Consider the following 19,548-nt stretch of genomic DNA (forward strand, 5'->3'; position numbering starts at 1 on the left):
TCGATGAACCAGGTTAAAACGCTGTAAAAAAGCCCCTGAGTCGGGGCTAAAAAATCAAGTACCGACAGTGCCGCCATCTTTGCGGCGGATCACCACCGTCGCCGAGCGCGGTCGCCCGCCCGCCGGACCATCGGGCCAGTGGCTCACGGCTTTGGGATTGGCTGGATCGCCACGCTCGCTGGCGGTTTCTCCGGGGTGCTGGATGTTGATGAAGACGGCGCGGCGATCCGGCGTGAAGGTCACGCCGGTGACCTCGCAGCCAGCCGGACCGGTCAAAAAACGCTTGGTCTCGCCGGTCGCCGGGTCGGCGCAAAGCATCATGTTGTTGCCCATGTCAGCGTAAGCGCCCTTGTGCATGGCCGAGGTCGATACATCGGTCTGGATCCAAAGCAGACCGCTGGCGTCGAACTGCAGGCCGTCGGGGCTACCGTACATGTCGCCCTTGATGCTGCCGCGGTACTCGGCCTTGCCAGCGTTCGGGTCGCCGGCGAGTGCAAAGTGCATCCAGCGGAACTCGGTCGCGCTGGCATCACCGTCGAACATGCCGGAGCCGCCCTGCCCCTTACCCTCGCGCCAGCGGATGATGTGGCCCATGATGTTGTCATTGCGCGGGTTGGCGGCATCTGCCATGCGGCCGCCCTGGCCGCGCGCACTGTTGTTGGTCAGCGTCAGAAAGACCTCGCCGGTGTTCGGGTGCACCGCCACCCACTCGGGCCTGTCCATCTTGGTCGCACCGACCGCATCGGCAGCCTGGCGGCACTTGATGACCACTTCAGCCTGGCTGGCAAAACCGGCGGCGGCGTTCAAGCCGCCCTCGCCGTGCACCAGCGGCAACCAGCGGCCAAAACCCTGGGTATCAAAACGCGCCACGTACAGCGTGCCGTGGTCCAGCAACTCGCGGTTGGCGCGGTAGCCGCCGGGTTTGACCTTGTCGCGGCTGACAAACTTGTAGACATATTCAAAGCGCTCGTCATCACCCATGTAGACCACGGCGCGTCCGTCGCGGCTCAGGGTAGTGGTGGCGCCTTCGTGCTTGATGCGGCCCAGCGCCGTGCGCTTGATCGGGGTCTGGGTCGGGTCCTGCGGATCGATCTCCACCACCCAGCCGAAGCGGTTTTGTTCGTTGGGGTGTTTCACGGCATCAAAACGCTCGTCGAACTCGTGCCAGCGGTAGCCGAAGCCCTTGCTGCGCAGGCCGTAGCGCAACTCGTCGGGCGCGGGTTTGTCGGCGGCCGCGAAATAACCGTTCCAGTTTTCCTCGCAGGTCAGGAAGGTGCCCCAGGGCGTCTGGCCGGCCGCGCAGTTGTTCAACGTACCCAGCGGGCGCATGCCCTCGGGATCGGCCGCAGTTTTCAGCAACGCATGCCCGGCGGCCGGGCCGCTGAACAGCATGGGCGTGTTGCCGGTGATGCGGCGCGCATAACGCGAGTTGGGCATGACTCGCCAGACGCCGCCGCGCTCAATCACCTCGATGATGCTCACGCCGTGCGCCGCCTGCGACTTGCGCACTTTGTCAGCCGTCCAGGTTTTCATGCCGTCGCTGTGCAGCAGGCCGTCGTCGGTGTACTCGTGGTTGATGGCCCGCAGGCCGTGGCGCGGGTTCTTGTCCAGAGGGAAATACTCCATGCCGTCGTGGTGCATCCCCGATTGCAGCAACTGGTCGTTCGCACTGTTCGAGGCATCGGCGGCGAAAACCGGAGCCACCGCACCAGCGATGCCGGTAGCGTCGCCCCAGCGGTACAGCACCTGGGCCTCGTATTCCGGTGGCACCACCAGCACGTCGGCGCGGGACACTGGCACACCGGTGAAACCCAGCGGCTTGCCTTTGGCGGCCGTAGCGGCATGGCCGGTCAAGGTGTGCGAACCCATTAGCAGCGCCACCGCCGCCGAGGTGCAGCGCAGCACATGACGACGCCCGCCGTCTACCTCATGGATGAACGGATTGCCCGCCGTGTTGACGCCCTCTTCCGGCTCGTAAGCCTTGCCAAACCCTTGACCCATGAATTACCTTCCATCGTGATTGAGTTGATGCGGAGATTCTGGAATCGGGGGGTGACGTGTTCATGTCGGTTTGATGGCGGTTTGATGACAACTGGCGACACCGGTCAATTGGTATTGAATTCATAGCTTGCCGATCAAGCTGGATATGGGCTGGAGGCCAAAAATACTCAAAAAACCCTTGAGCTGCAACAGTTTTGACCGCAACTTCGCCGACCCAAAGAAAAAAGGCTTCAAAACCGAAGTTCTGAAGCCTTTTTGGCTTTGTCTCAGCACAAGGCTGAGACGGCTGGGTTGCAGGGCTTAGTAGCCGCCGCGACCGCCGCCGCCACCGCCGTAACCGCCACCGCCGGAACGATCACCGCCGCCACCACCGTAGCCGCCACCACCACCACCACCGCCGCCGAAGCCACCGCTACGTGGAGGACGTGCCTCCATCGGACGGGCCTCGTTCACAGTGATGCTGCGACCGCCGAGGGACTGGCCGTTCATGCCAGCAATTGCGGCTTGAGCTTCGGCATCGTTGCCCATTTCGACAAAGCCGAAACCTTTGGAGCGACCAGTGTCACGTTCCATCATGACTTTGGCACTGGTGACAGAGCCGTACTGACCGAAAGATTGTTGCAGGTCTTCGTCACGAACCGTGTATGGCAGGTTGCCGACGTAAAGTTTATTGCCCATAGGGATTCCTCAAAAATACATAAAACAAAAGCGATGGAGTCCCGAAAGCACAACAAACCAAAGAAGTACCGCCGTAGCGCGCGAAACTGACCGATCACCTAACTTGTGCGGGTGTATTTGCCACCGACACCCCCCGATTATGCGTTAGGAAACGCCGGAGCACTACATTACTTTCTCCGAAAGAGCAAGAAAAGCGGGCCGAGGCGCGGCTCAAAGGGGCAGATTGCACTTGTTTTGAATGGTTTTGGCAAAAAATCGCTATGATTTTAATAGCTGCTTATCCCCGTCAGTCAAGGGCATCCGATCAATTTTTCTCGAATAACCACCGCAAATCCTAATCACCGCGTTTCGCGGGAAGCTGCCGAATGCCCTTGATCGTCGAAGTGACAAGAAGAGACAGCTGTCTGCTTTTTTGGAGCGCCGCCGCAGGGGTCACCGTGCCAGTCGCGTACAAAAACCGGTCAATGGATTGACGGAAGGTCCCAGCCAGGCGCTGGTGGTTTCCCACAGGGTCGTCACAGCAGAATTGACGAAGGCCGATATGCTGTTTGCGCGCCCGCTGAAACTGGCGGGGGGCGGGATGACGTGCAGGGACCTCGATCCCACGAAATGGCAGCGTCTTTAGCTATGAATTCAATAGCTGAACACGACCATCCAACGTGGGCCAGAGCCCGATTCGGCTCATAAAACTCACAACCCCCGCTGATTCACCCGCTTCGACAACGCCTCGGCGCTCTCCTTGCGCTCGCTGTACCTGTCAACAAGATACGGCGACACGTCGCGCGTGAGCAGTGTGAACTTGACGAGTTCTTCCATCACGTCCACCACACGGTCGTAATAGGCAGAAGGCTTCATGCGCCCGGCGTCGTCGAACTCCAGAAAAGCTTTGGCGACGGAGGACTGGTTGGGAATCGTCAACATGCGCATCCAGCGGCCCAGCACGCGCAACTGGTTGACCGCGTTGAAGGACTGCGAGCCGCCGCTGACTTGCATCAGCGCAAGGGTTTTGCCCTGGGTCGGGCGTACCGCGCCTTGCGTCAAGGGAATCCAGTCGATCTGCGACTTCATGATGCCGGTCATGGCGCCGTGGCGCTCGGGCGATGTCCAGACCATGCCTTCGGCCCACTGCGCCAGTTGCCGCAGCCCCTGCACCTTGGGGTGGCTGTCGGGTGCGTCGTCGGGCAGCGGCAGGCCGCGCGGGTCAAAGGTTTTTGTTTCAGCTCCCATGGCCTGCAGCAGCCGTGCGGCTTCTTCGCTGAGCAGGCGGCTGTAAGAGCGCTCGCGCACCGAGCCGTAGAGCAGCAAAATGCGCGGCGCATGGGCCGATGGCCGGAAGGCCTGCAGCGCGCTGGCCGTGGGCAGCGCGAACAAAGCCTTGTCGAGGTTGGGGAGGTCTTCAAGCGCCGGCAACACGTTCACCTTTGTCATTGATGACCTGCTCGCCGTCTTCCTTCGTGAAAGCGCCCTGCTGCTGCGCCGGCAGGATGTCGAGCACGGCTTCGGACGGCCGGCACAGCCGGGTGCCCAGCGGCGTCACAACGATGGGGCGGTTCATCAGGATGGGGTGGGCCAGCATGGCGTCTATCAACTGCTGGTCGCTGAGCGCCGGGTCGTCCAGCTTCAGCTCGGCATACGGCGTGCCTTTGTGCCGAATCACGTCACGCACCGGCATGCCCATGGCCGCAATCAATTGCACCAGCGTCTCGCGGCTGGGCGGTGTTTTGAGGTACTCGATGACTTCTGGCTCAGCGCCGCTGTTGCGTATCAGCGCCAGGGTGTTGCGCGAGGTGCCGCACTGCGGGTTGTGGTAAATCGTGATGTCGGCCATCGGTTTTTTTTCTGCAATTGCCTTGTTTCAATAATTCAATTATATTTGAATCATGGAAACAACTCTGATAGATGAAGCCGCCGCCGTCAAAGCACTGGCTGCCCTGGCGCAAGCCCAGCGCCTGCGCACTTTCCGCGCGCTGGTGGTGGCCGGGCCAGCCGGGTTGACGCCGGGCGCGATTGCCGAGAAGCTGGAAGTCGCGCCCAGCGCCTTGTCTTTTCATCTGAAAGAACTGGCGCATTCGGGCCTGGTCAGCAGCGAGCCGCGTGGCCGCAACCTGATTTACCGCGCCAACTTTGAACAGATGACGGCCCTGCTGGGCTACCTGACCGAGCACTGCTGTCAGGGCGAAGCCTGCGGCGTGACCTGCTGAGCCAGCTACTGACCATGAACCTTGCCGAAACCCTGAACCTGGGCTGCCTGTGCCGCACCCTGAGCCCGGAGCGCTTGCGCAAGCAGCTTGAAACCGACCCTTGCCTGCAAGGCATGCTGGACGGGCTGGCCACCACCCACCCGCACCTGTTTTCTGAAACCGCTGTGTTTGTGGACCCTGGCATGCGCGCCACATTGGGCCAGGCCATTACAGCCATCGAGCGCGTGGTCGCCCTGCCCGCCTACCAGCAACTGGCGCTGGCCCATGCCCCGGAAACCGCCCAGCACAACTTTGGCCCTGCGGGCGTTTTCATGGGTTACGACTTTCACCTGGGTGAAGACGGTCCGATGCTGATCGAGATCAACACCAACGCAGGCGGCGCGCTGCTGAATGCCGCACTGGCGCGTGCCCACCGTGAGTGCTGTGAGCCGATGCAGGGCCTGATGGATGCGTCCAGCGACCTGACGCAGATCAACCAGACTTTTGTAGACATGTTCCGCGCCGAGTGGCAGGCCCAGCGCGGCACGCAGCCGCTGCGCAGTGTGCTGATTACCGACGATGCGCCGGAAGCGCAATACCTGGCGCCTGAATTTGCATTGGCGCGGCAGTTGTTCATCGCGCACGGCATCACAGCTGCCGTGGGCGATGCGCGCGAGCTGTTATGGAAAAACGGCGCCCTCTGGCACCCGGCCTTGCCGGGTGGGGCGATCGACCTGGTTTACAACCGCCTGACCGACTTCAGCCTGTCCGAGCCCTCACACGCCGCCTTGCGCGCGGCCTATGTGGCCGGCGCGGCGGTGCTCACGCCGCACCCGCGCGCGCATGCGCTGTTTGCAGACAAACGCAACCTGATCACGCTGGGTGACGACGCGCTGTTGGCCGCATGGGGCGTATCTGCTGAAGACCGGCGCCTGCTGCAAGCGGTGGTTCCGCCCACCGAACTGGTCACCGCAGAACATGCCGATGCGCTGTGGGCTCGGCGGCGGCAACTGTTTTTCAAACCGGTGGCGGGTTACGGCGCCAAGGCCGCCTACCGGGGCGACAAACTCACCAAAAGCGTCTGGGCCCACATCACGGCAGGCGGCTTCATCGCCCAGGCGCTGGTGCCGCCCAGCGAAAGGCTGGTCGATGTGGATGGCGTGGCGACGCGCCTGAAGCTGGACATACGCGCCTACACCTACCGTGGCCAGGTGCAGTTGCTGGCCGCCCGCACTTACACCGGCCAGACCACCAACTTCCGCACGGCGGGCGGCGGCTTTTCGCCGGTGGTGGTGCTGCCCCTGCTACCCGTTTCATCACACCCTCAAACCATCGCCCCGGAGAACCTTCATGGCTGAGCGTCCCCTCAACGTCCTGTTTCTGTGCACCCACAATTCCGCCCGCAGCGTCCTGGCGGAAGCCACGCTGAACCACATCGGTCGGGGGCGCTTCCAGGCTTTTTCGGCTGGCAGCAGCCCGCGCGAGAATCAGCAGCCGAACCCGCTGGCCCTGAAGGTGCTGGCCAACGCCGGCATCTCGACAGAAGGCCTGCGCAGCAAAAGCTGGGACGAGTTTGGCAAGGCGGACTCCCCTGTCATGGATTTAGTCATCACTGTGTGCGACAACGCCGCTGGCGAGGTCTGCCCTTACTGGCCCGGCCAGCCGGCCACGGCCCACTGGGGTTATGCCGATCCGTCCGAGGCACCAGGGGATGAAGCGCAGAAGCTGGAGGCCTTTCGCCAGACCCTGCTGACGATACGCCGTCGGCTGGACCTCTTGACCAATCTACCACCTGACAAGCTGGAGCGGGCCATGGTGCAGCAAGCCGCGCGCGACCTGTCACGTTCATGAGCGGCCCCACGCCTGCTGCCGTCCCGCCGCCCCGCCTGACGCACCGCCTCTTGGCCGAGTTCCTGGGCACGGCCGCCCTGCTGTGCGCCGTGATTGGCTCGGGCATCATGGCCGAGCGCCTGGCGGGCGGCAACAGCGCCATCACCCTGTTGGCCAACACGCTGGCCACCGTGTTTACGCTGTATGTGCTGATCGAAACCCTGGGCCCGGTCAGCGGCGCTCACTTCAACCCGCTGGTGACCCTGGTTGTGTGGTCAAAAATGCCTGTAGCCCATAACAGGCGGTCGCAAGCAGCTCTCTTTTTCATAGCAGCCCAGCTCGCGGGCGCCGTGGCCGGGGCCTGGCTGGCGCATGCCATGTTCGACATGAGCGTGTTGCAGTTCAGCAGCAAGCTACGCAGCGGCTGGGGCCAGTGGCTGGCCGAAGCGGTGGCCACCGCCGGGCTGATTCTGGTGATTCTTCGCGCGCCGCCCGGCAAGGCAGCGGCGCTGGTGGCCTGCTACATTGGCGCCGCTTACTGGTTCACCGCCAGCACCTCGTTTGCCAACCCGGCCGCCGTGCTGGGCCGCATGTTGTCGGACAGTTTTGCCGGCATTGCGCCCGCCAGCGCGGCCGGTTTTATGATCGCTGAAGCCGTCGGCGCGGTCGTCGGCGTGTTGCTGAGCCGTGCGCTAGGGCCGACGTCCGCCGAAACCGCGAGCTAGCAAACCTTACCCCTCGTTTCCCACGGGCATCATCGTCGGCCCTGGCCTGCCCATGATGCAACACCGCAGCCTCACCGTGACCAGCCTGGGCATCGCCCAGACGCTGGCTTGGGCGTCGAGCTACTACCTGCCAGCGATGCTGGCGACCTCAATGGCGCGTGATCTGGGCATCAGAACGCCGACGGTGTTTCTCGGTTTCTCACTCGCACTGGTGGTGTCCGCCTTGCTGGGGCCGCTGGCCGGCAAACTGATTGACCGCCACGGCGGCCGGCCGGTGCTGGCCGCCAACAGCTTTGTATTTGCTGCTGGGCTGGCCGGGCTGGCTGTGGCACAGGGACCGGTCGGCATGATGCTCGCCTGGGCCGTGCTCGGTGTGGCCATGGCCGCTGGCCTTTATGAAGCAGCCTTTGCGGCGCTGGTCCATTTGTACGGAAAGGACGCGCGTGGCGCGATCACCGGCATCACGTTGCTGGCCGGGTTTGCCAGCACTGTGGGCTGGCCGCTGACGGCCTGGCTGGAACTCGAATGGGGCTGGCGCACCGCCTGTTGGGTCTGGGCCGGCCTGCATCTGGGGGTGGCGTTGCCGCTGAATCTGCTGCTGCCCGCTTCACCAGCCGCAGGCGCAGCGCCGCTTGAAGAAGCGCAAGCGGCGCAAGCCTCCTCCGAACCAGTCAGCGCCCAGAACGCTAGCCGCACAGCGGTGCTGCTGGCTTTTGTGTTTGCCGTGACCTGGTTCATCAGCACCGCGATGGCAGCGCACCTGCCGCGCCTGCTGCAAATCCAGGGCGTGCCGCTGGCCACCGCGCTGATTTTTGCCGGGCTGGTCGGACCGGCGCAGGTGGCCGGCCGCCTGCTTGAATACGGGCTGCTGCGCAACATCCACCCGCTGGTCTCGGCCCGCGTCGCGGGTGCCATGCACAGCGTGGGCGCGCTGGTCTTTCTGGCGGTCGGTGTGCCGGCCGGCGCGGTATTCACCGTGTTGCACGGCGCCGGCAACGGTGTGCTGACGATTGCCAAAGGCACCTTGCCACTGGTGCTGTTCGGCGTGAAGGAATATGGCGCGCGCCAGGGCCTGCTGATGGTGCCGGCACGTTTTGCGCAGGCGCTGTCGCCCTGGCTGTTCGGCCTGGCGCTGGACCGTTTCGGCGGCGCAGCCCTGTGGTTTTCAGCGGCGCTGGGCGCGCTGGCGTTTGCGGCGCTGATGGCGCTGCGTGACAAGGCGGCAGTCAGCCCCTGACCTGACCTGACCTGATCAGCCCAGCCACTTCTGCAAAAACTGCGCCCGGCCCAGGGCCGGATCAAGCTGGTAGCCGGCAAAACCGATGCGTTCATACAGCCTGATCGCCGGCGCATTGCCCTGCAGCACTTCCAGCGTGAGTTTGCAGGCGTCGCGTTCGCGCGCGACGGCCTCGACCTCGGCCAGCATCTTTTCGCCAACGCGCTGGCCGCGGTGGCTGGCCAGCACCACCACGTCGTGCACATTGACCAGCGGGCGGCAGGCAAAGGTGGAGAAGCCCTCGATGCAGTTGACCAACCCAACCGGCTGCGCGCCGTCGAACGCCAGCACACTGAAGGCCTGGGGCCGCGCGGCGAGCGCCTGCACCAGGTGGGTTTTGGCAAAGTCACTGAGCGGCTGGCCACCGCCAGCCGGGTCGCGCGCATAGGCGTCCAGCAAATGCACCAGGGCTTCCGCGTGGCTGCTCTGGTGGTAGTCGGCGCGGCAGATGTGCAGCGCGGGCGCAGCGGGCTGGGTCACGGTGGCTCCTGTCAGGGTGAAGAGAGAAGCTGCAATTTTACGAGGCACCCCAGCCGCATGCCGTCGCCTGTGCATCAAATCGGCCCTCAGCCCATACTCAACGGGCAAATGCAGCTATCAACTTCATAGCAAACTCTGCTTCGATCCTGTGGCTGCGTCACTCGTCCGTCCTGCAGTCGCCTCTTTACCGGAGGTTTACCCTGCCCTGTCGGCCGTTACACCTGTCGCTGAAAGCTTGCAGTGATAATTCCTGACAGGGATCGCAACACCTGAGGGCGGCAAGCCACCGGCCCGAAGCGACATCCCTGGCGACAACAAAAAAATGCTGCTGAGCAGCGGCACCAAGGATAGCTGATGGATCCAGAATTTGACGCGCCGCCCGCCGGCACCCCCAGCTCGCCCCGCCAACGCATGAATCGTCGCGCCAGGCTGATCGGCAGCCTGATCGCGGTGTTGGCCCTGGCCGGCATGGGCTGGTTGGCCTGGCATTTCACCCGACCTGCCACAGAATCCAGCGCCGGCCTGGGCGGTGTGCGGCGCGGCCCGCCAGCCACCACGGTGGGTGTGGCCACTGCCGAGCAAACCGGTATCCCCATCTTGCTGGACGCGCTGGGCACCGTCACGCCGCAGGCCACGGTACGGGTCAAGCCGCAGGTATCCGGCGTTATGCAGAAGGTCTTGTTCAAGGAAGGCCAGATGGTCAAGGCTGGCGAGCTGCTGGCCACCATCGATCCGCGCCAGTTCGAGCTTGCGCTGCAGCAGGCCAGCGGCCAACGCCAGCGCGATGAGGCGCAGCTTGACAGCGCCCGCGTCACGCTACAGCGCTTCCAGACCCTGCTGGGTCAGGACTCGATTTCCCGCCAGGAAGTCGACTCCCAGGCCACGCTGGTCAAGCAGCTAGAAGGCACGGTGGTGATCAACCGGGCCAACGAAGGCTCGGCGCGGCTGAACCTGGGCTATACCCGTGTGGTTGCGCCCGTGACCGGCCGCGTCGGCCTGCGCGCGGTGGACATCGGCAATGTGGTCAGCCCCAGCGATACCAACGGCATTGCGCTGATCACCCAGGTCACACCGATTGACGTGGTGTTTGCGATCCCGCAGGACCAGATCGGCGAGCTGCAGCAAACCGCCGCCTCGGGCGCACAGATGAAAGTCACGGCGCTGGACCGCACCCGGAGCGCCGTGCTGGACACCGGCGTGTTCGCCTCGCTGGACAACCAGGTCGACACCACCACCGGCACCGTCAAGGCCAAGGCGCGTTTTGCCAACAGCAAGCTCACGCTGTTCCCCAGCCAGTTCGTCAACGTACAGGTGCAGGTGCGGGTGATTGAAAACGCGGTCGTGGTGCCGGTGACGGCGCTGCGCCTGGGCGCCAGCGGCGACTATGTGTATGTGCTCAACGGCGCCGAACGCACTGTCAGCCTGCGGCTGGTCAAGCGCGGGCCGGCCACTGTGGACAAGGTCGTCATCGCCTCGGGCCTGAAAGCCGGCGAACGCGTGATCACCGAGGGCGCTGACCGGCTCAAGGACGGCGCGCGTGTGGTGCTGCCGGGCGATGCACCGGGCGCGGGCGCAGGCCGCCAGGGCCGTCGTCCGCAGGGCGCGGCCTCGGCACCGCGCGGCAGTGATGCCGGTGCGCCGGCGCCGCAAGGCGCGGCATCGGCAACGCCCTCCTCCACGGCTGCGGTCACTGCGCCTGCTTCACCATCAAACACCGCAACCGCTTCGGCCAACGCCGCCGGGCCCACGCCCGAGGAGCGTCAGCGTTTCCTCAACCAGGTCAAGGACGACCCGGTGGACTTGGCGCGTCGCAAGTCGCTGCTGGCCAAAATCGACCAGGGTGACGCTGCAGCGCTGGAGCGCTGGCAGAAGATCGTGGAGCGGCGGCGGGCGGGCGGCCAGGCGCCGGCGCAATGACGGGTCACAGGCACCCTGCATGAGCCCGTCCAGTCCCTTTATCCTGCGCCCGGTCGCCACCTCGCTGCTGATGGTGGCCATCGTGCTGGCCGGTCTGGTCGGCTTCAAGTTTTTGCCGCTCTCGGCCCTGCCGCAGGTGGACTACCCGACCATCCAGGTGCAGACGCTTTACCCCGGCGCCAGCCCGGAGGTCATGGCTCAAACCGTGACCGCGCCGCTGGAGCGGCAGTTGGGCCAGATGGCAGGCTTGCAGCGCATGAGCTCAACCAGCGCAGCCGGTGTGTCGATCATCACGCTGCAATTTGGCCTGGGCCTGGCGCTTGATGTGGCCGAGCAGCAGGTGCAGGCCGCCATTAACGCTGGTGGTTCGTTGCTGCCGGCCGACTTGCCGGCACCGCCGGTGTATGCCAAGGTGAATCCGGCCGACGCGCCAGTACTCACGCTGGCCATCACCTCCGACAGCCTGCCGCTGACCGAGGTGCAGAACATCGTCAACACCCGGCTTGCACTGAAGATCAGCCAGGTTGGCGGCGTCGGCCTGGTGTCGCTCAGCGGCGGCCAGCGGCCGGCGGTGCGCATCCAGGCCGACACGCGCGCGCTGGCTTCGTACGGGCTCGGGCTGGACTCGCTGCGCATCGCCATCAGCGCTGCCAACGCGAATGCCGCCAAGGGCAGCATCGACGGGCCGACGCGCTCCTACACCATCAATTCCAACGACCAGTTGCTGGCGGCCAGCGACTACCAGAACCTGATCATCGCTTTTCGCAACGGCGCCGCCGTGCGGGTCAAGGACGTGGCGCAGGTTGTGGACAGCGCCGAGAACATCAAGCTGGGTGCCTGGTCAGGCCTGAAACCAGCGATCATTTTGAACGTGCAGCGCCAGCCCGGCGCCAACGTGATTGCCACGGTGGACGCCATCAAGGCGCGCCTGCCCGAGCTGCAGGCGGGCCTGCCAACCGCCATGCAGGTCGACATCCTGAGCGACCGCACCACCGGCATACGCGCCTCGGTGCTGCATGTGGAGATCGAGCTGCTGCTGGCCGTGGTGATGGTGGTGCTGGTGATTTTTGCCTTCCTGCGCAACATCCGCGCCACCGTGATTGCCAGCCTGGCCGTGCCGATTTCGCTGATCGGCACTTGTGGCGCCATGTATTTGCTGGGCTACAGCCTGAACAACCTGAGCCTGATGGCGCTGACGATCGCCACCGGCTTCGTAGTGGATGACGCGATTGTGATGATAGAAAACATCTCGCGCTACATCGAAAAAGGCGAGGCGCCCATGGCGGCAGCGCTCAAGGGCGCGCAGCAGATCGGCTTCACCATCATCTCGTTGACGGTCTCGTTGATCGCGGTGCTGATCCCGCTGCTTTTCATGGGTGACGTGGTCGGGCGGCTGTTCCGCGAGTTTGCGGTCACGCTGGCCATCACGATTTTGATCTCGGCCGTGGTGTCGCTCACGCTGGTGCCCATGATGTCCGCGCGATGGTTAAAAAGAGCCCCCACGCTCCCCGCTTCGCGAGCCTTCGGCAGTTCGCTGCCCCTTGCACAAGGAAAAGGGGCGCTGCGCCTGCGGGCCGGCGAAGCCGGACCCGCGGCCCTGGCTGGTGAAGACAAGGCTACCGACCGCCTCAGCGCGCGGTTGGAACAATTTTTTGACAACGTGATCACGCGTTACGACCAGTCGCTGACCTGGGTGATGCGGCACCAGGGCGCAACCTTGCTGGTGGCGCTGGCCACGCTGGTGCTGACCGTGCTGCTGTATGTGCTGATTCCCAAGGGTTTGTTTCCGACGCAGGACACCGGCCAGTTGCAGGCCCGGATAGAAACCGCGCAGTCGCTGTCGTATGCACGCATGGCCGAGCTACAGCAGGCGACCGCCCGTGCCATTCTGGAAGACCCGGATGTCGCCACCTTGAGCTCTTTTATCGGGGTGGACGCCGCCAACAACACCATGCTGCACACCGGCCGCATGTTGATCAACCTCACCAGCCGCCGCAGCAGCTCGCAGCAGGAAACCATGGACCGGCTGCAGCGCCGCGCGGCCACGGTGGCGGGTGTCACCATGTACCTGCAGCCGACGCAGGATTTGACGATTGATGCCGAGACCGGACCGACCCAGTTCCGCGTGTCCATCGAAGGATCGGACACCGGCACCGTGTCGCTGTGGGCCAACAAACTGGCGCAGCGCATGCAGGAAATGCCCGCGCTGCGCAACATCTCGTCGGACGCCGGCGCCCAGGGCAGCTCGGCCTACATCTTGGTGGACCGCGACACCGCCTCGCGTGTCGGCGTCACGACGTCCTCCATCGACGACGCGCTGTACAGCGCCTTCGGCCAGCGCATTGTCTCGACAATTTTTACCGAGACCAACCAGTACCGCGTGATCCTGGAAGCCATGCCGGACCAGCTCACCACGCCGGCCTCGCTGGGCAACCTGCCGCTGCGCACCGGCTCGGGCACCACCACGCCGCTGGCCAGCATCGCCAGCATCATCGAGCAGCCGGCGCCGCTGCAGATCACGCGGGTGGCGCAGTACCCGGCGACCACGCTGGGCTTCGACACCGTGCCCGGCGCGTCGCTCGGCAAGGCGGTGGGCCAGGTCAAGCAGGCGGCCAAGGACATTGCCATGCCGGCCAGCGTGACCATGACCTTTCTCGGCGCAGCGGGCGCCTACCAGTCCTCGCTGTCCAGCCAGCTCTGGCTGATCCTGGCGGCGGTGATCTGTGTCTACATCGTGCTGGGCGTGTTGTATGAAAGTTATATCCACCCGCTGACGATTCTTTCGACCTTGCCCTCAGCCGGCGTGGGCGCGCTGCTGGCGCTGATGCTCAGCGGCTCAGACCTCGGCGTGATCGGCATCATCGGCATCATCTTGCTGATCGGCATCGTGAAGAAAAATGCGATCATGATGATCGACTTCGCCATAGCCGCCGAGCGCAACGAAGGCAAGTCGCCGCAGGAGGCGATCCACCAGGCCGCGCTGCTGCGCTTTCGGCCCATACTGATGACCACGCTGGCTGCGCTGTTTGCGGCGGTGCCGTTGATGCTGGGCTGGGGCGAAGGCGCCGAGTTGCGCCGCCCGCTGGGCCTGTCCATCTTCGGCGGACTGATCGTCAGCCAGGTGCTCACGCTGTTCACCACGCCGGTGATTTATCTGGCGTTTGACCGGATGGGACAGAGGTTTCGGCGTAAGGGTTCTGTGTGAACGCCTTCCCCCTGCAGCTCGTCATCCCGGACCCCGGATCAAAGCCTGCCCCGGACTGGATCCGGGGTCCGGGGCAGGCTTTGATCCGGGATCGGTGCTCGATGACTCTAGCTGCGTGGTCTGCCAGCAAGCCGGGTCTCGCCCCGGCGGGCGAGGCACTTTTCTTTGCTTACTTTCTTTTGGCGAAGCAAAAGAAAGTGAGTAGCCGCCGGGCTACCCCCGGCTTGTCGGCAAACCACAAAATCAGGATCAAAGAGAATGCCCAACCCGCAGCGGCAAAGGCAAAGAGATGAACCTCTCCGAACCCTTCGTCCGCCGCCCGGTAGCCACGGTGCTACTGACCATAGGCCTGGCCCTCGCCGGCATCGGGGCTTTGTTGGTGCTGCCGGTCTCGCCGCTGCCGCAGGTCGATTTCCCGGTGATCTCGGTCAGCGCCTCGTTGCCCGGCGCGAGCCCGTCCACCATGGCCAGCAGCGTGGCCACGCCGCTGGAGCGGCGCCTCGGCACGATTGCGGGCGTCAACGAAATGACGTCCAACAGCAGCAATGGCTCGACCCGCATCAGCCTGCAGTTCGACCTGAACCGCAAGATCGACGCGGCGGCGCGCGAGGTTCAGGCCGCCATCAATGCCTCGCGCGCCGACCTGCCGGCCACCCTGCGCAGCAACCCGACCTACCGCAAGGCGAATCCGGCGGCCTCTCCCATCATCATCCTCGCGCTGACCTCCACGACCCGTTCGCCGGGCCAGATTTATGACGAGGTCTCCAACCTGGTGCAGCAGAAAATCGCCCAGGTGCCGGGCGTCGGCGATGTCGAACTCGGCGGCGGCTCCTTGCCGGCCGTGCGGGTGGACCTGCTGCCGTTTGCGCTGAACCGCTACGGCGTCAGCGCCGAGGATGTGCGCGCAGCACTGCAGGCCTCCAACGCGAACCGGCCCAAAGGGGCCATCGAAGGCAACGGCCAGCGCCTGCAAATCTATTCGGGCGCCAACACCGCCAGCGGCGGCCGCAAGGCTGCCGACTACCGCGACCTGATCGTAGCCTGGCGCAACAACGCGGCCATCCGCCTCAGCGACGTCGCCGAAGTTGTGGACGGCGTCGAAAACATCAACACCCTGGGCCTGTTCAATGGCGAGCGGGCCGTGATTGTGCTGGTCACGCGCCAGCCCGACGCCAACGTGATCGCCACCGTGGATGGCGTGCGCGCCCTGCTGCCCGAGCTGCAGGCGCAACTACCTCAGGACGTGCTGCTGCAGGTCGCCTCGGACAGAACAAACTCGATACGCGCCTCGCTGCACGAAATCGAGATCACCTTGCTGATCTCGATCGCGCTGGTGGTGCTGGTTGTCAGCGCCTTTTTGCGCAGCGCACGCGCCACCATCATTCCCGCCGTGGCCACCGTGGTGTCACTGCTAGGCACCTTTGGGGTGATGTACGTCCTCGGCTTCAGCCTGAACAACCTGAGCCTGATGGCGCTCACGGTGGCGACCGGTTTTGTGGTGGACGACGCCATCGTGGTGCTGGAAAACACCAGCCGCCACATCGAGGCCGGCATGGACCGCTTCAAGGCTGCGCTGCTGGGTGCGCGCGAGGTCGGCTTCACCGTGCTGTCCATCAGCCTGTCGCTGGTGGCGGTGTTCATCCCGCTGCTGTTCATGGGCGGGCAGACCGGTCGGCTGTTTCGCGAGTTTGCGGTCACGCTGTCGGCAGCGGTGTTGATTTCACTCGTGATCTCGCTGACCACCACACCCATGATGTGCGCCTGGCTGCTCAAGCCGCAGTCGCAGGACAAACCGCCGGGGCGTCTCGCACGCTGGTTCGAAAATGCCTTCAAACGGGTGCACCGCAGCTACGAATACAGCCTGGACTGGGCGCTGGCCAGCCGCGGCATCGTGATGCTGAGCCTGGTCGCGGTGGTTGCACTCAACGTCTACCTGTTCATCTCAATTCCCAAGGGTTACTTCCCGCAGCAGGACACCGGCCAGATCAGCGGCGGCATACGCGCCGACCGCAGCATCTCCTTCCAGGCCATGCAGACCAAGCTCAAGGCCATCGTCGACATCATCCGCGCCGACCCGGCCGTTGACACCGTGGTCGGCTTCACCGGCGGCTCGCGGACCGGCGGCGGTTTCATGTTCATCAACCTCAAGCCAGTGGGGCAGCGCAGCGACAAAGGTCAGGCGGTGATCGCGCGGCTGCGGCCGCAACTGGCGCAGATCACCGGCATCAGCATCTTCCTCAACCCGGTGCAGGACCTGCGCGGCGGTGGGCGCTCCAGCAACTCGACCTACCAGTACACCCTCAAGAGCGACAGCAGCGCCGAACTCAAGCTCTGGGCCACGCGGCTGGCTGAGCAGATGAAGCTGCAGCCCGAGCTGACCGATGTCGACACCGACCAGCAGGAAAACGGTGTCGAAACCATGGTCACGGTGGACAAGGACAGCGCGGCGCGGCTGGGCATCAGCTCGCGCGACGTGGACAACGCGCTGTACAACAGCTTCGGTCAGCGCCAGGTCGCCACGATTTACGCCGACCTGAACCAGTACAAGGTCATCATGGGCGTGGCGCCGCGCTACATCCAGAGCCCGGAGTCGCTCAAGGACATTTATGTGCCGGCCCGAGGCGGCAGCGGTAGCACGCTGGCCAGCGCCGCGCCGGGCGCCGTCACCACCGTGGTGAATCCGGCGCTGCGCGACCCGTCCTCGGGCCAGGCCCTGAGTTCGTCACTGACCACCATGGTGCCGCTGTCGGCGATAGCAAGCTTCAGCGAAAATTCCACCGCTGCATCGATCAGCCACGAAGATGGTGAACTCTCGACCACGGTTTCCTTCAACCTGGCCGAAGGCGTTCCGCTCAGCGAGGCGCAGGACGCGGTCAAGCTGGCCGAGGCCCAGATCCGACTGCCCAACAACGTGCGCGGCAGTTTTGCCGGCACCGCGCTGAGTGCGCAGCAGTCGCAGCAGGAGCAGCCGCTGCTGATCCTGGCGGCGCTGATCGTGATCTATATCGTGCTGGGCATTCTTTACGAAAGCCTGATCCACCCGATCACGGTATTGTCCACCCTGCCCTCAGCCGGCGTCGGCGCGGTGCTGGCGCTACTGATGTTCAAGATGGAGTTTTCCATCATCGCGCTGATCGGCGTATTTTTGCTGATCGGCATCGTCAAGACAAATGCGATCCTGATCATCGACTTCGCGATCGAGGCCGAGCGCTCACGCGGAATGTCCGCCGTCGACGCCGTGCGCGAGGCCTGCCTGCTGCGTTTCCGGCCCATCCTGATGACCACGCTGGCCGCGCTGCTCGGTGCCTTGCCGCTGGCCATCGGTTTCGGCGAAGGCGCAGAGCTGCGCCGGCCGCTGGGCATCTCCATCATCGGCGGGCTGATCGCCAGCCAGTTGCTCACCCTGCTGACCACGCCGGTGGTGTATGTGCTGATGGACAAGCTGCGCCGCCGCGGCACGTCCGAGCACCAGTTCAGCCGCCACCCCGATGACTCCAGCGCGCCGCCCCCGCACGCGCCGCTGCAACTGCAATGACCGCCATGACCACATACCTGCCCCTGCGCTTCCAGCGCCACCTGCTTGCCCCCCTGGCCCTGGCCCTGCTGGCCGCCGGTTGCGCCGTTGGCCCCCACTATCAGCGGCCGGCCACCGCCGAAGTCAGCGCTTTCAAGGAAGCCGGCAACTGGGTCAGCGCGGTCCCGGCGGACATGCTGGACCGCGGCCCCTGGTGGCTGCTCTTCGGCGACCCGGTGCTCAACGAACTGGCTTCTCGCGTCGAAGTCTCCAACCAGAATGTCGCCATCGCGGTTGCGGCCTATGCGCAGGCGCGTGCGCTGGTGCGCGAGCAGCGTGCCTCGCTGTTCCCGCTGGTCACGCTCAGCAGCGGCGCCTCGCGCGCCCGCAGCAGCGGCAACACCACCAGCGGCAGCACCGGGCGCGTCGGTAACAACTACCAGCTCAGCATAGGCGGTAGCTGGGAGCCCGATGTCTGGAACCGGCTCGGCCGCGCGGTCGATGGCGCATCGGCCGGCGCACAGGCCAGCGCAGCCGACCTGGCTTCAGCCAAACTGTCAGCCCAAGGCGAGCTCGCCGCCAACTACTTTGCACTGCGCCAGACCGACGCGCAAAAGCTGTTGCTCGAAAGCACCCTGGAGGGTTTCCAGCGCTCTGTCGAGATCACGCAAAACCGCTACACCGCCGGCATTGTCGCCAAAACCGACGTGCTGCAGGCGCAGACCCAGCTGGCCAATGCCCAGGCCGACAACGCCGGGCTGGTGCGCCAGCGCGCCCAGCTTGAACACGCGATTGCCGTGCTGGTCGGCCAGGCACCGGGCAACTTCTCGCTGCCGCCGGTGGCCTGGAAGCCGGCCGTGCCTGACATTCCGGTGGACGTGCCGTCCACCTTGTTGCAACGGCGCCCCGACATCGCCGCAGCCGAACGCCGCGTAGCGTCAGCCAATGAGCAGATCGGCATCGCCCAAAGCGCCTACTACCCGAGCATCTCGCTGAGCGCGTCGGCAGGCACAGGTGCCAGCCGCGTCGCCGACCTGTTTTCTGCACCCAGCCTGCTGTGGTCGCTGGGCCTGTCGGCGGCGCAGGTGTTGTTCGACGCCGGTGCCACCAGCGCGCGCGCGGACGGCGCGCAGGCCGCACACGAGCAGGCGGTGGCGCGTTACCGGCAAACCGTGCTGGTGGCCTTCCAGGATGTCGAAGACCAGCTCGCCGCCACCCGCGTGCTGCAGGTCCAGCAGGAGCTGCGCCGCCAGGCGTCGGAAGCCGCCGACCAGGTTGAGCAGCAGGTGCTCAACCGCTACCGCGCCGGCCAGGTCGGCTTCACCGAAGTGATTGCCGCGCAGGCCACCGCACTGAACGCCCGCCGCGCCTTGGTGCAGGCGATGGCCGACCGCCAGACCACGGCGGTGGCGCTGATCCAGTCGCTCGGTGGCGGCTGGCAGGCTGGGCGACAGCCTTGAACTTGCTCATTTTTTGATAGCTGTTGGCGATTGCTGGACATGGGCTGGAGGCCGATTTGATTCATAAATCAGCGCTGCTTGCCTTGCGCGATGCGCGGCGGGCCAGCGATCATCTTTGACGCGAAGGCCGATGGTCTGCCTGCCTAGTCTTACTGTGTCATAAAATATGCTATTATTTCAATAGCATCAATTCTGACCGGAGGCTTTATGGACGCAGCCAAGGAGTTCAATCGTTACATCTCTCATTTGTCCGAGGGACTCGGGCATGCTGACCGCCACGCG

Annotated in this window: 14 protein-coding genes; 9 read left to right on the forward strand and 5 right to left on the reverse strand. The window is 64.7% G+C overall.

What is annotated here, in order from left to right:
- Positions 1–54: 54 nt before the first annotated feature.
- The 4 genes from Q8O29_RS11925 to arsC all read right to left on the reverse strand — a co-directional run bounded on the left by Q8O29_RS11925 (position 55) and on the right by arsC (position 4,507).
- Positions 55–2,001: a PhoX family phosphatase gene (locus Q8O29_RS11925; RefSeq protein ID WP_305563051.1), complete on the reverse strand. Its 1,947-nt coding sequence runs from the start codon at positions 1,999–2,001 to the stop codon at positions 55–57.
- Positions 2,002–2,301: 300 nt separating this feature from the next.
- Positions 2,302–2,679 (reverse strand): RNA-binding protein, encoded by a 378-nt coding sequence (locus Q8O29_RS11930; protein ID WP_305563053.1) that lies wholly within the window; start codon positions 2,677–2,679, stop codon positions 2,302–2,304.
- A 690-nt stretch (positions 2,680–3,369) separates the two neighbouring features.
- A complete protein-coding gene (arsH, locus tag Q8O29_RS11935; RefSeq protein ID WP_305563055.1) occupies positions 3,370–4,107 on the reverse strand; it encodes an arsenical resistance protein ArsH in 738 nt (245 codons plus the stop codon).
- Positions 4,076–4,507 carry an arsenate reductase (glutaredoxin) gene (gene arsC, locus Q8O29_RS11940; protein ID WP_305563057.1) on the reverse strand — a complete coding sequence of 144 codons (432 nt, stop codon included), beginning with the start codon at positions 4,505–4,507 and terminating at the stop codon, positions 4,076–4,078. The genes arsH and arsC overlap by 32 nt, the downstream gene beginning before the upstream one ends.
- Before the next feature lie 52 nt (positions 4,508–4,559).
- On the opposite strand from arsC, the gene Q8O29_RS11945 reads away from it, so the two are divergent.
- Genes Q8O29_RS11945 through Q8O29_RS11965 form a run of 5 tightly spaced genes read left to right on the forward strand, consistent with a single transcriptional unit; the run spans position 4,560 to position 8,651 of the window.
- Complete coding sequence (locus tag Q8O29_RS11945) at positions 4,560–4,880, forward strand: helix-turn-helix transcriptional regulator (protein WP_305563059.1); 321 nt, start codon at positions 4,560–4,562, stop codon at positions 4,878–4,880.
- Positions 4,881–4,894: 14 nt separating this feature from the next.
- The gene (locus tag Q8O29_RS11950; protein WP_305563061.1) at positions 4,895–6,217 is read left to right on the forward strand and encodes a hypothetical protein; all 1,323 of its coding nucleotides are present in this window, start codon (positions 4,895–4,897) and stop codon (positions 6,215–6,217) included.
- Positions 6,210–6,710, forward strand: a complete 501-nt coding sequence (locus tag Q8O29_RS11955) for an arsenate reductase ArsC (RefSeq protein ID WP_305563063.1) — start codon at positions 6,210–6,212, stop codon at positions 6,708–6,710. The genes Q8O29_RS11950 and Q8O29_RS11955 overlap by 8 nt, the downstream gene beginning before the upstream one ends.
- Positions 6,707–7,414, forward strand: coding sequence for an MIP/aquaporin family protein (locus Q8O29_RS11960; RefSeq protein ID WP_305563065.1), 708 nt, complete (start codon positions 6,707–6,709; stop codon positions 7,412–7,414). Before Q8O29_RS11955 ends, Q8O29_RS11960 begins: the two co-directional genes overlap by 4 nt.
- A 55-nt stretch (positions 7,415–7,469) precedes the next feature.
- Positions 7,470–8,651: an MFS transporter gene (locus tag Q8O29_RS11965; protein ID WP_371134225.1), complete on the forward strand. Its 1,182-nt coding sequence runs from the start codon at positions 7,470–7,472 to the stop codon at positions 8,649–8,651.
- A gap of 15 nt (positions 8,652–8,666) precedes the next feature.
- Here the strand turns inward: Q8O29_RS11965 and Q8O29_RS11970 are convergent, their stop codons facing one another.
- On the reverse strand, positions 8,667–9,170 hold the full coding sequence (locus Q8O29_RS11970; RefSeq protein ID WP_305563068.1) for a GNAT family N-acetyltransferase: 504 nt from the start codon (positions 9,168–9,170) through the stop codon (positions 8,667–8,669).
- 354 nt (positions 9,171–9,524) lie between these two features.
- Between Q8O29_RS11970 and Q8O29_RS11975 the strand changes: the two genes are divergently transcribed.
- The 4 genes from Q8O29_RS11975 to Q8O29_RS11990 all read left to right on the forward strand — a co-directional run bounded on the left by Q8O29_RS11975 (position 9,525) and on the right by Q8O29_RS11990 (position 19,266).
- Positions 9,525–11,087: an efflux RND transporter periplasmic adaptor subunit gene (locus Q8O29_RS11975; protein WP_305563070.1), complete on the forward strand. Its 1,563-nt coding sequence runs from the start codon at positions 9,525–9,527 to the stop codon at positions 11,085–11,087.
- 19 nt (positions 11,088–11,106) lie between these two features.
- Positions 11,107–14,292 carry an efflux RND transporter permease subunit gene (locus tag Q8O29_RS11980; protein WP_305563072.1) on the forward strand — a complete coding sequence of 1,062 codons (3,186 nt, stop codon included), beginning with the start codon at positions 11,107–11,109 and terminating at the stop codon, positions 14,290–14,292.
- Between the two features lie 289 nt (positions 14,293–14,581).
- Positions 14,582–17,827 carry an efflux RND transporter permease subunit gene (locus Q8O29_RS11985; protein WP_305563074.1) on the forward strand — a complete coding sequence of 1,082 codons (3,246 nt, stop codon included), beginning with the start codon at positions 14,582–14,584 and terminating at the stop codon, positions 17,825–17,827.
- Between the two features lie 5 nt (positions 17,828–17,832).
- Entirely contained in the window at positions 17,833–19,266 is a 1,434-nt protein-coding gene (locus Q8O29_RS11990) for an efflux transporter outer membrane subunit (protein ID WP_305563076.1), read from the forward strand.
- Positions 19,267–19,548 lie beyond the last annotated feature (282 nt).

This window comes from Polaromonas sp. (genome assembly GCF_030689685.1).
Classification (GTDB): Bacteria; Pseudomonadota; Gammaproteobacteria; order Burkholderiales; family Burkholderiaceae_C; genus Polaromonas.

Excerpts from the sequence above, each read along its gene's own strand:
- Q8O29_RS11950 (WP_305563061.1), top strand. The coding sequence starts at position 4,895 with ATGAACCTTGCCGAAACCCTGAACCTGGGCTGCCTGTGCCGCACCCTG.
- Q8O29_RS11985 (WP_305563074.1), top strand. The coding sequence starts at position 14,582 with ATGAACCTCTCCGAACCCTTCGTCCGCCGCCCGGTAGCCACGGTGCTA.
- arsH (WP_305563055.1), bottom strand. The coding sequence starts at position 4,107 with ATGACAAAGGTGAACGTGTTGCCGGCGCTTGAAGACCTCCCCAACCTC.
- Q8O29_RS11990 (WP_305563076.1), top strand. The coding sequence starts at position 17,833 with ATGACCACATACCTGCCCCTGCGCTTCCAGCGCCACCTGCTTGCCCCC.
- Q8O29_RS11975 (WP_305563070.1), top strand. The coding sequence starts at position 9,525 with ATGGATCCAGAATTTGACGCGCCGCCCGCCGGCACCCCCAGCTCGCCC.
- Q8O29_RS11955 (WP_305563063.1), top strand. The coding sequence starts at position 6,210 with ATGGCTGAGCGTCCCCTCAACGTCCTGTTTCTGTGCACCCACAATTCC.
- Q8O29_RS11980 (WP_305563072.1), top strand. The coding sequence starts at position 11,107 with ATGAGCCCGTCCAGTCCCTTTATCCTGCGCCCGGTCGCCACCTCGCTG.
- arsC (WP_305563057.1), bottom strand. The coding sequence starts at position 4,507 with ATGGCCGACATCACGATTTACCACAACCCGCAGTGCGGCACCTCGCGC.
- Q8O29_RS11965 (WP_371134225.1), top strand. The coding sequence starts at position 7,470 with ATGCAACACCGCAGCCTCACCGTGACCAGCCTGGGCATCGCCCAGACG.
- Q8O29_RS11925 (WP_305563051.1), bottom strand. The coding sequence starts at position 2,001 with ATGGGTCAAGGGTTTGGCAAGGCTTACGAGCCGGAAGAGGGCGTCAAC.
- Q8O29_RS11945 (WP_305563059.1), top strand. The coding sequence starts at position 4,560 with ATGGAAACAACTCTGATAGATGAAGCCGCCGCCGTCAAAGCACTGGCT.
- Q8O29_RS11930 (WP_305563053.1), bottom strand. The coding sequence starts at position 2,679 with ATGGGCAATAAACTTTACGTCGGCAACCTGCCATACACGGTTCGTGAC.
- Q8O29_RS11960 (WP_305563065.1), top strand. The coding sequence starts at position 6,707 with ATGAGCGGCCCCACGCCTGCTGCCGTCCCGCCGCCCCGCCTGACGCAC.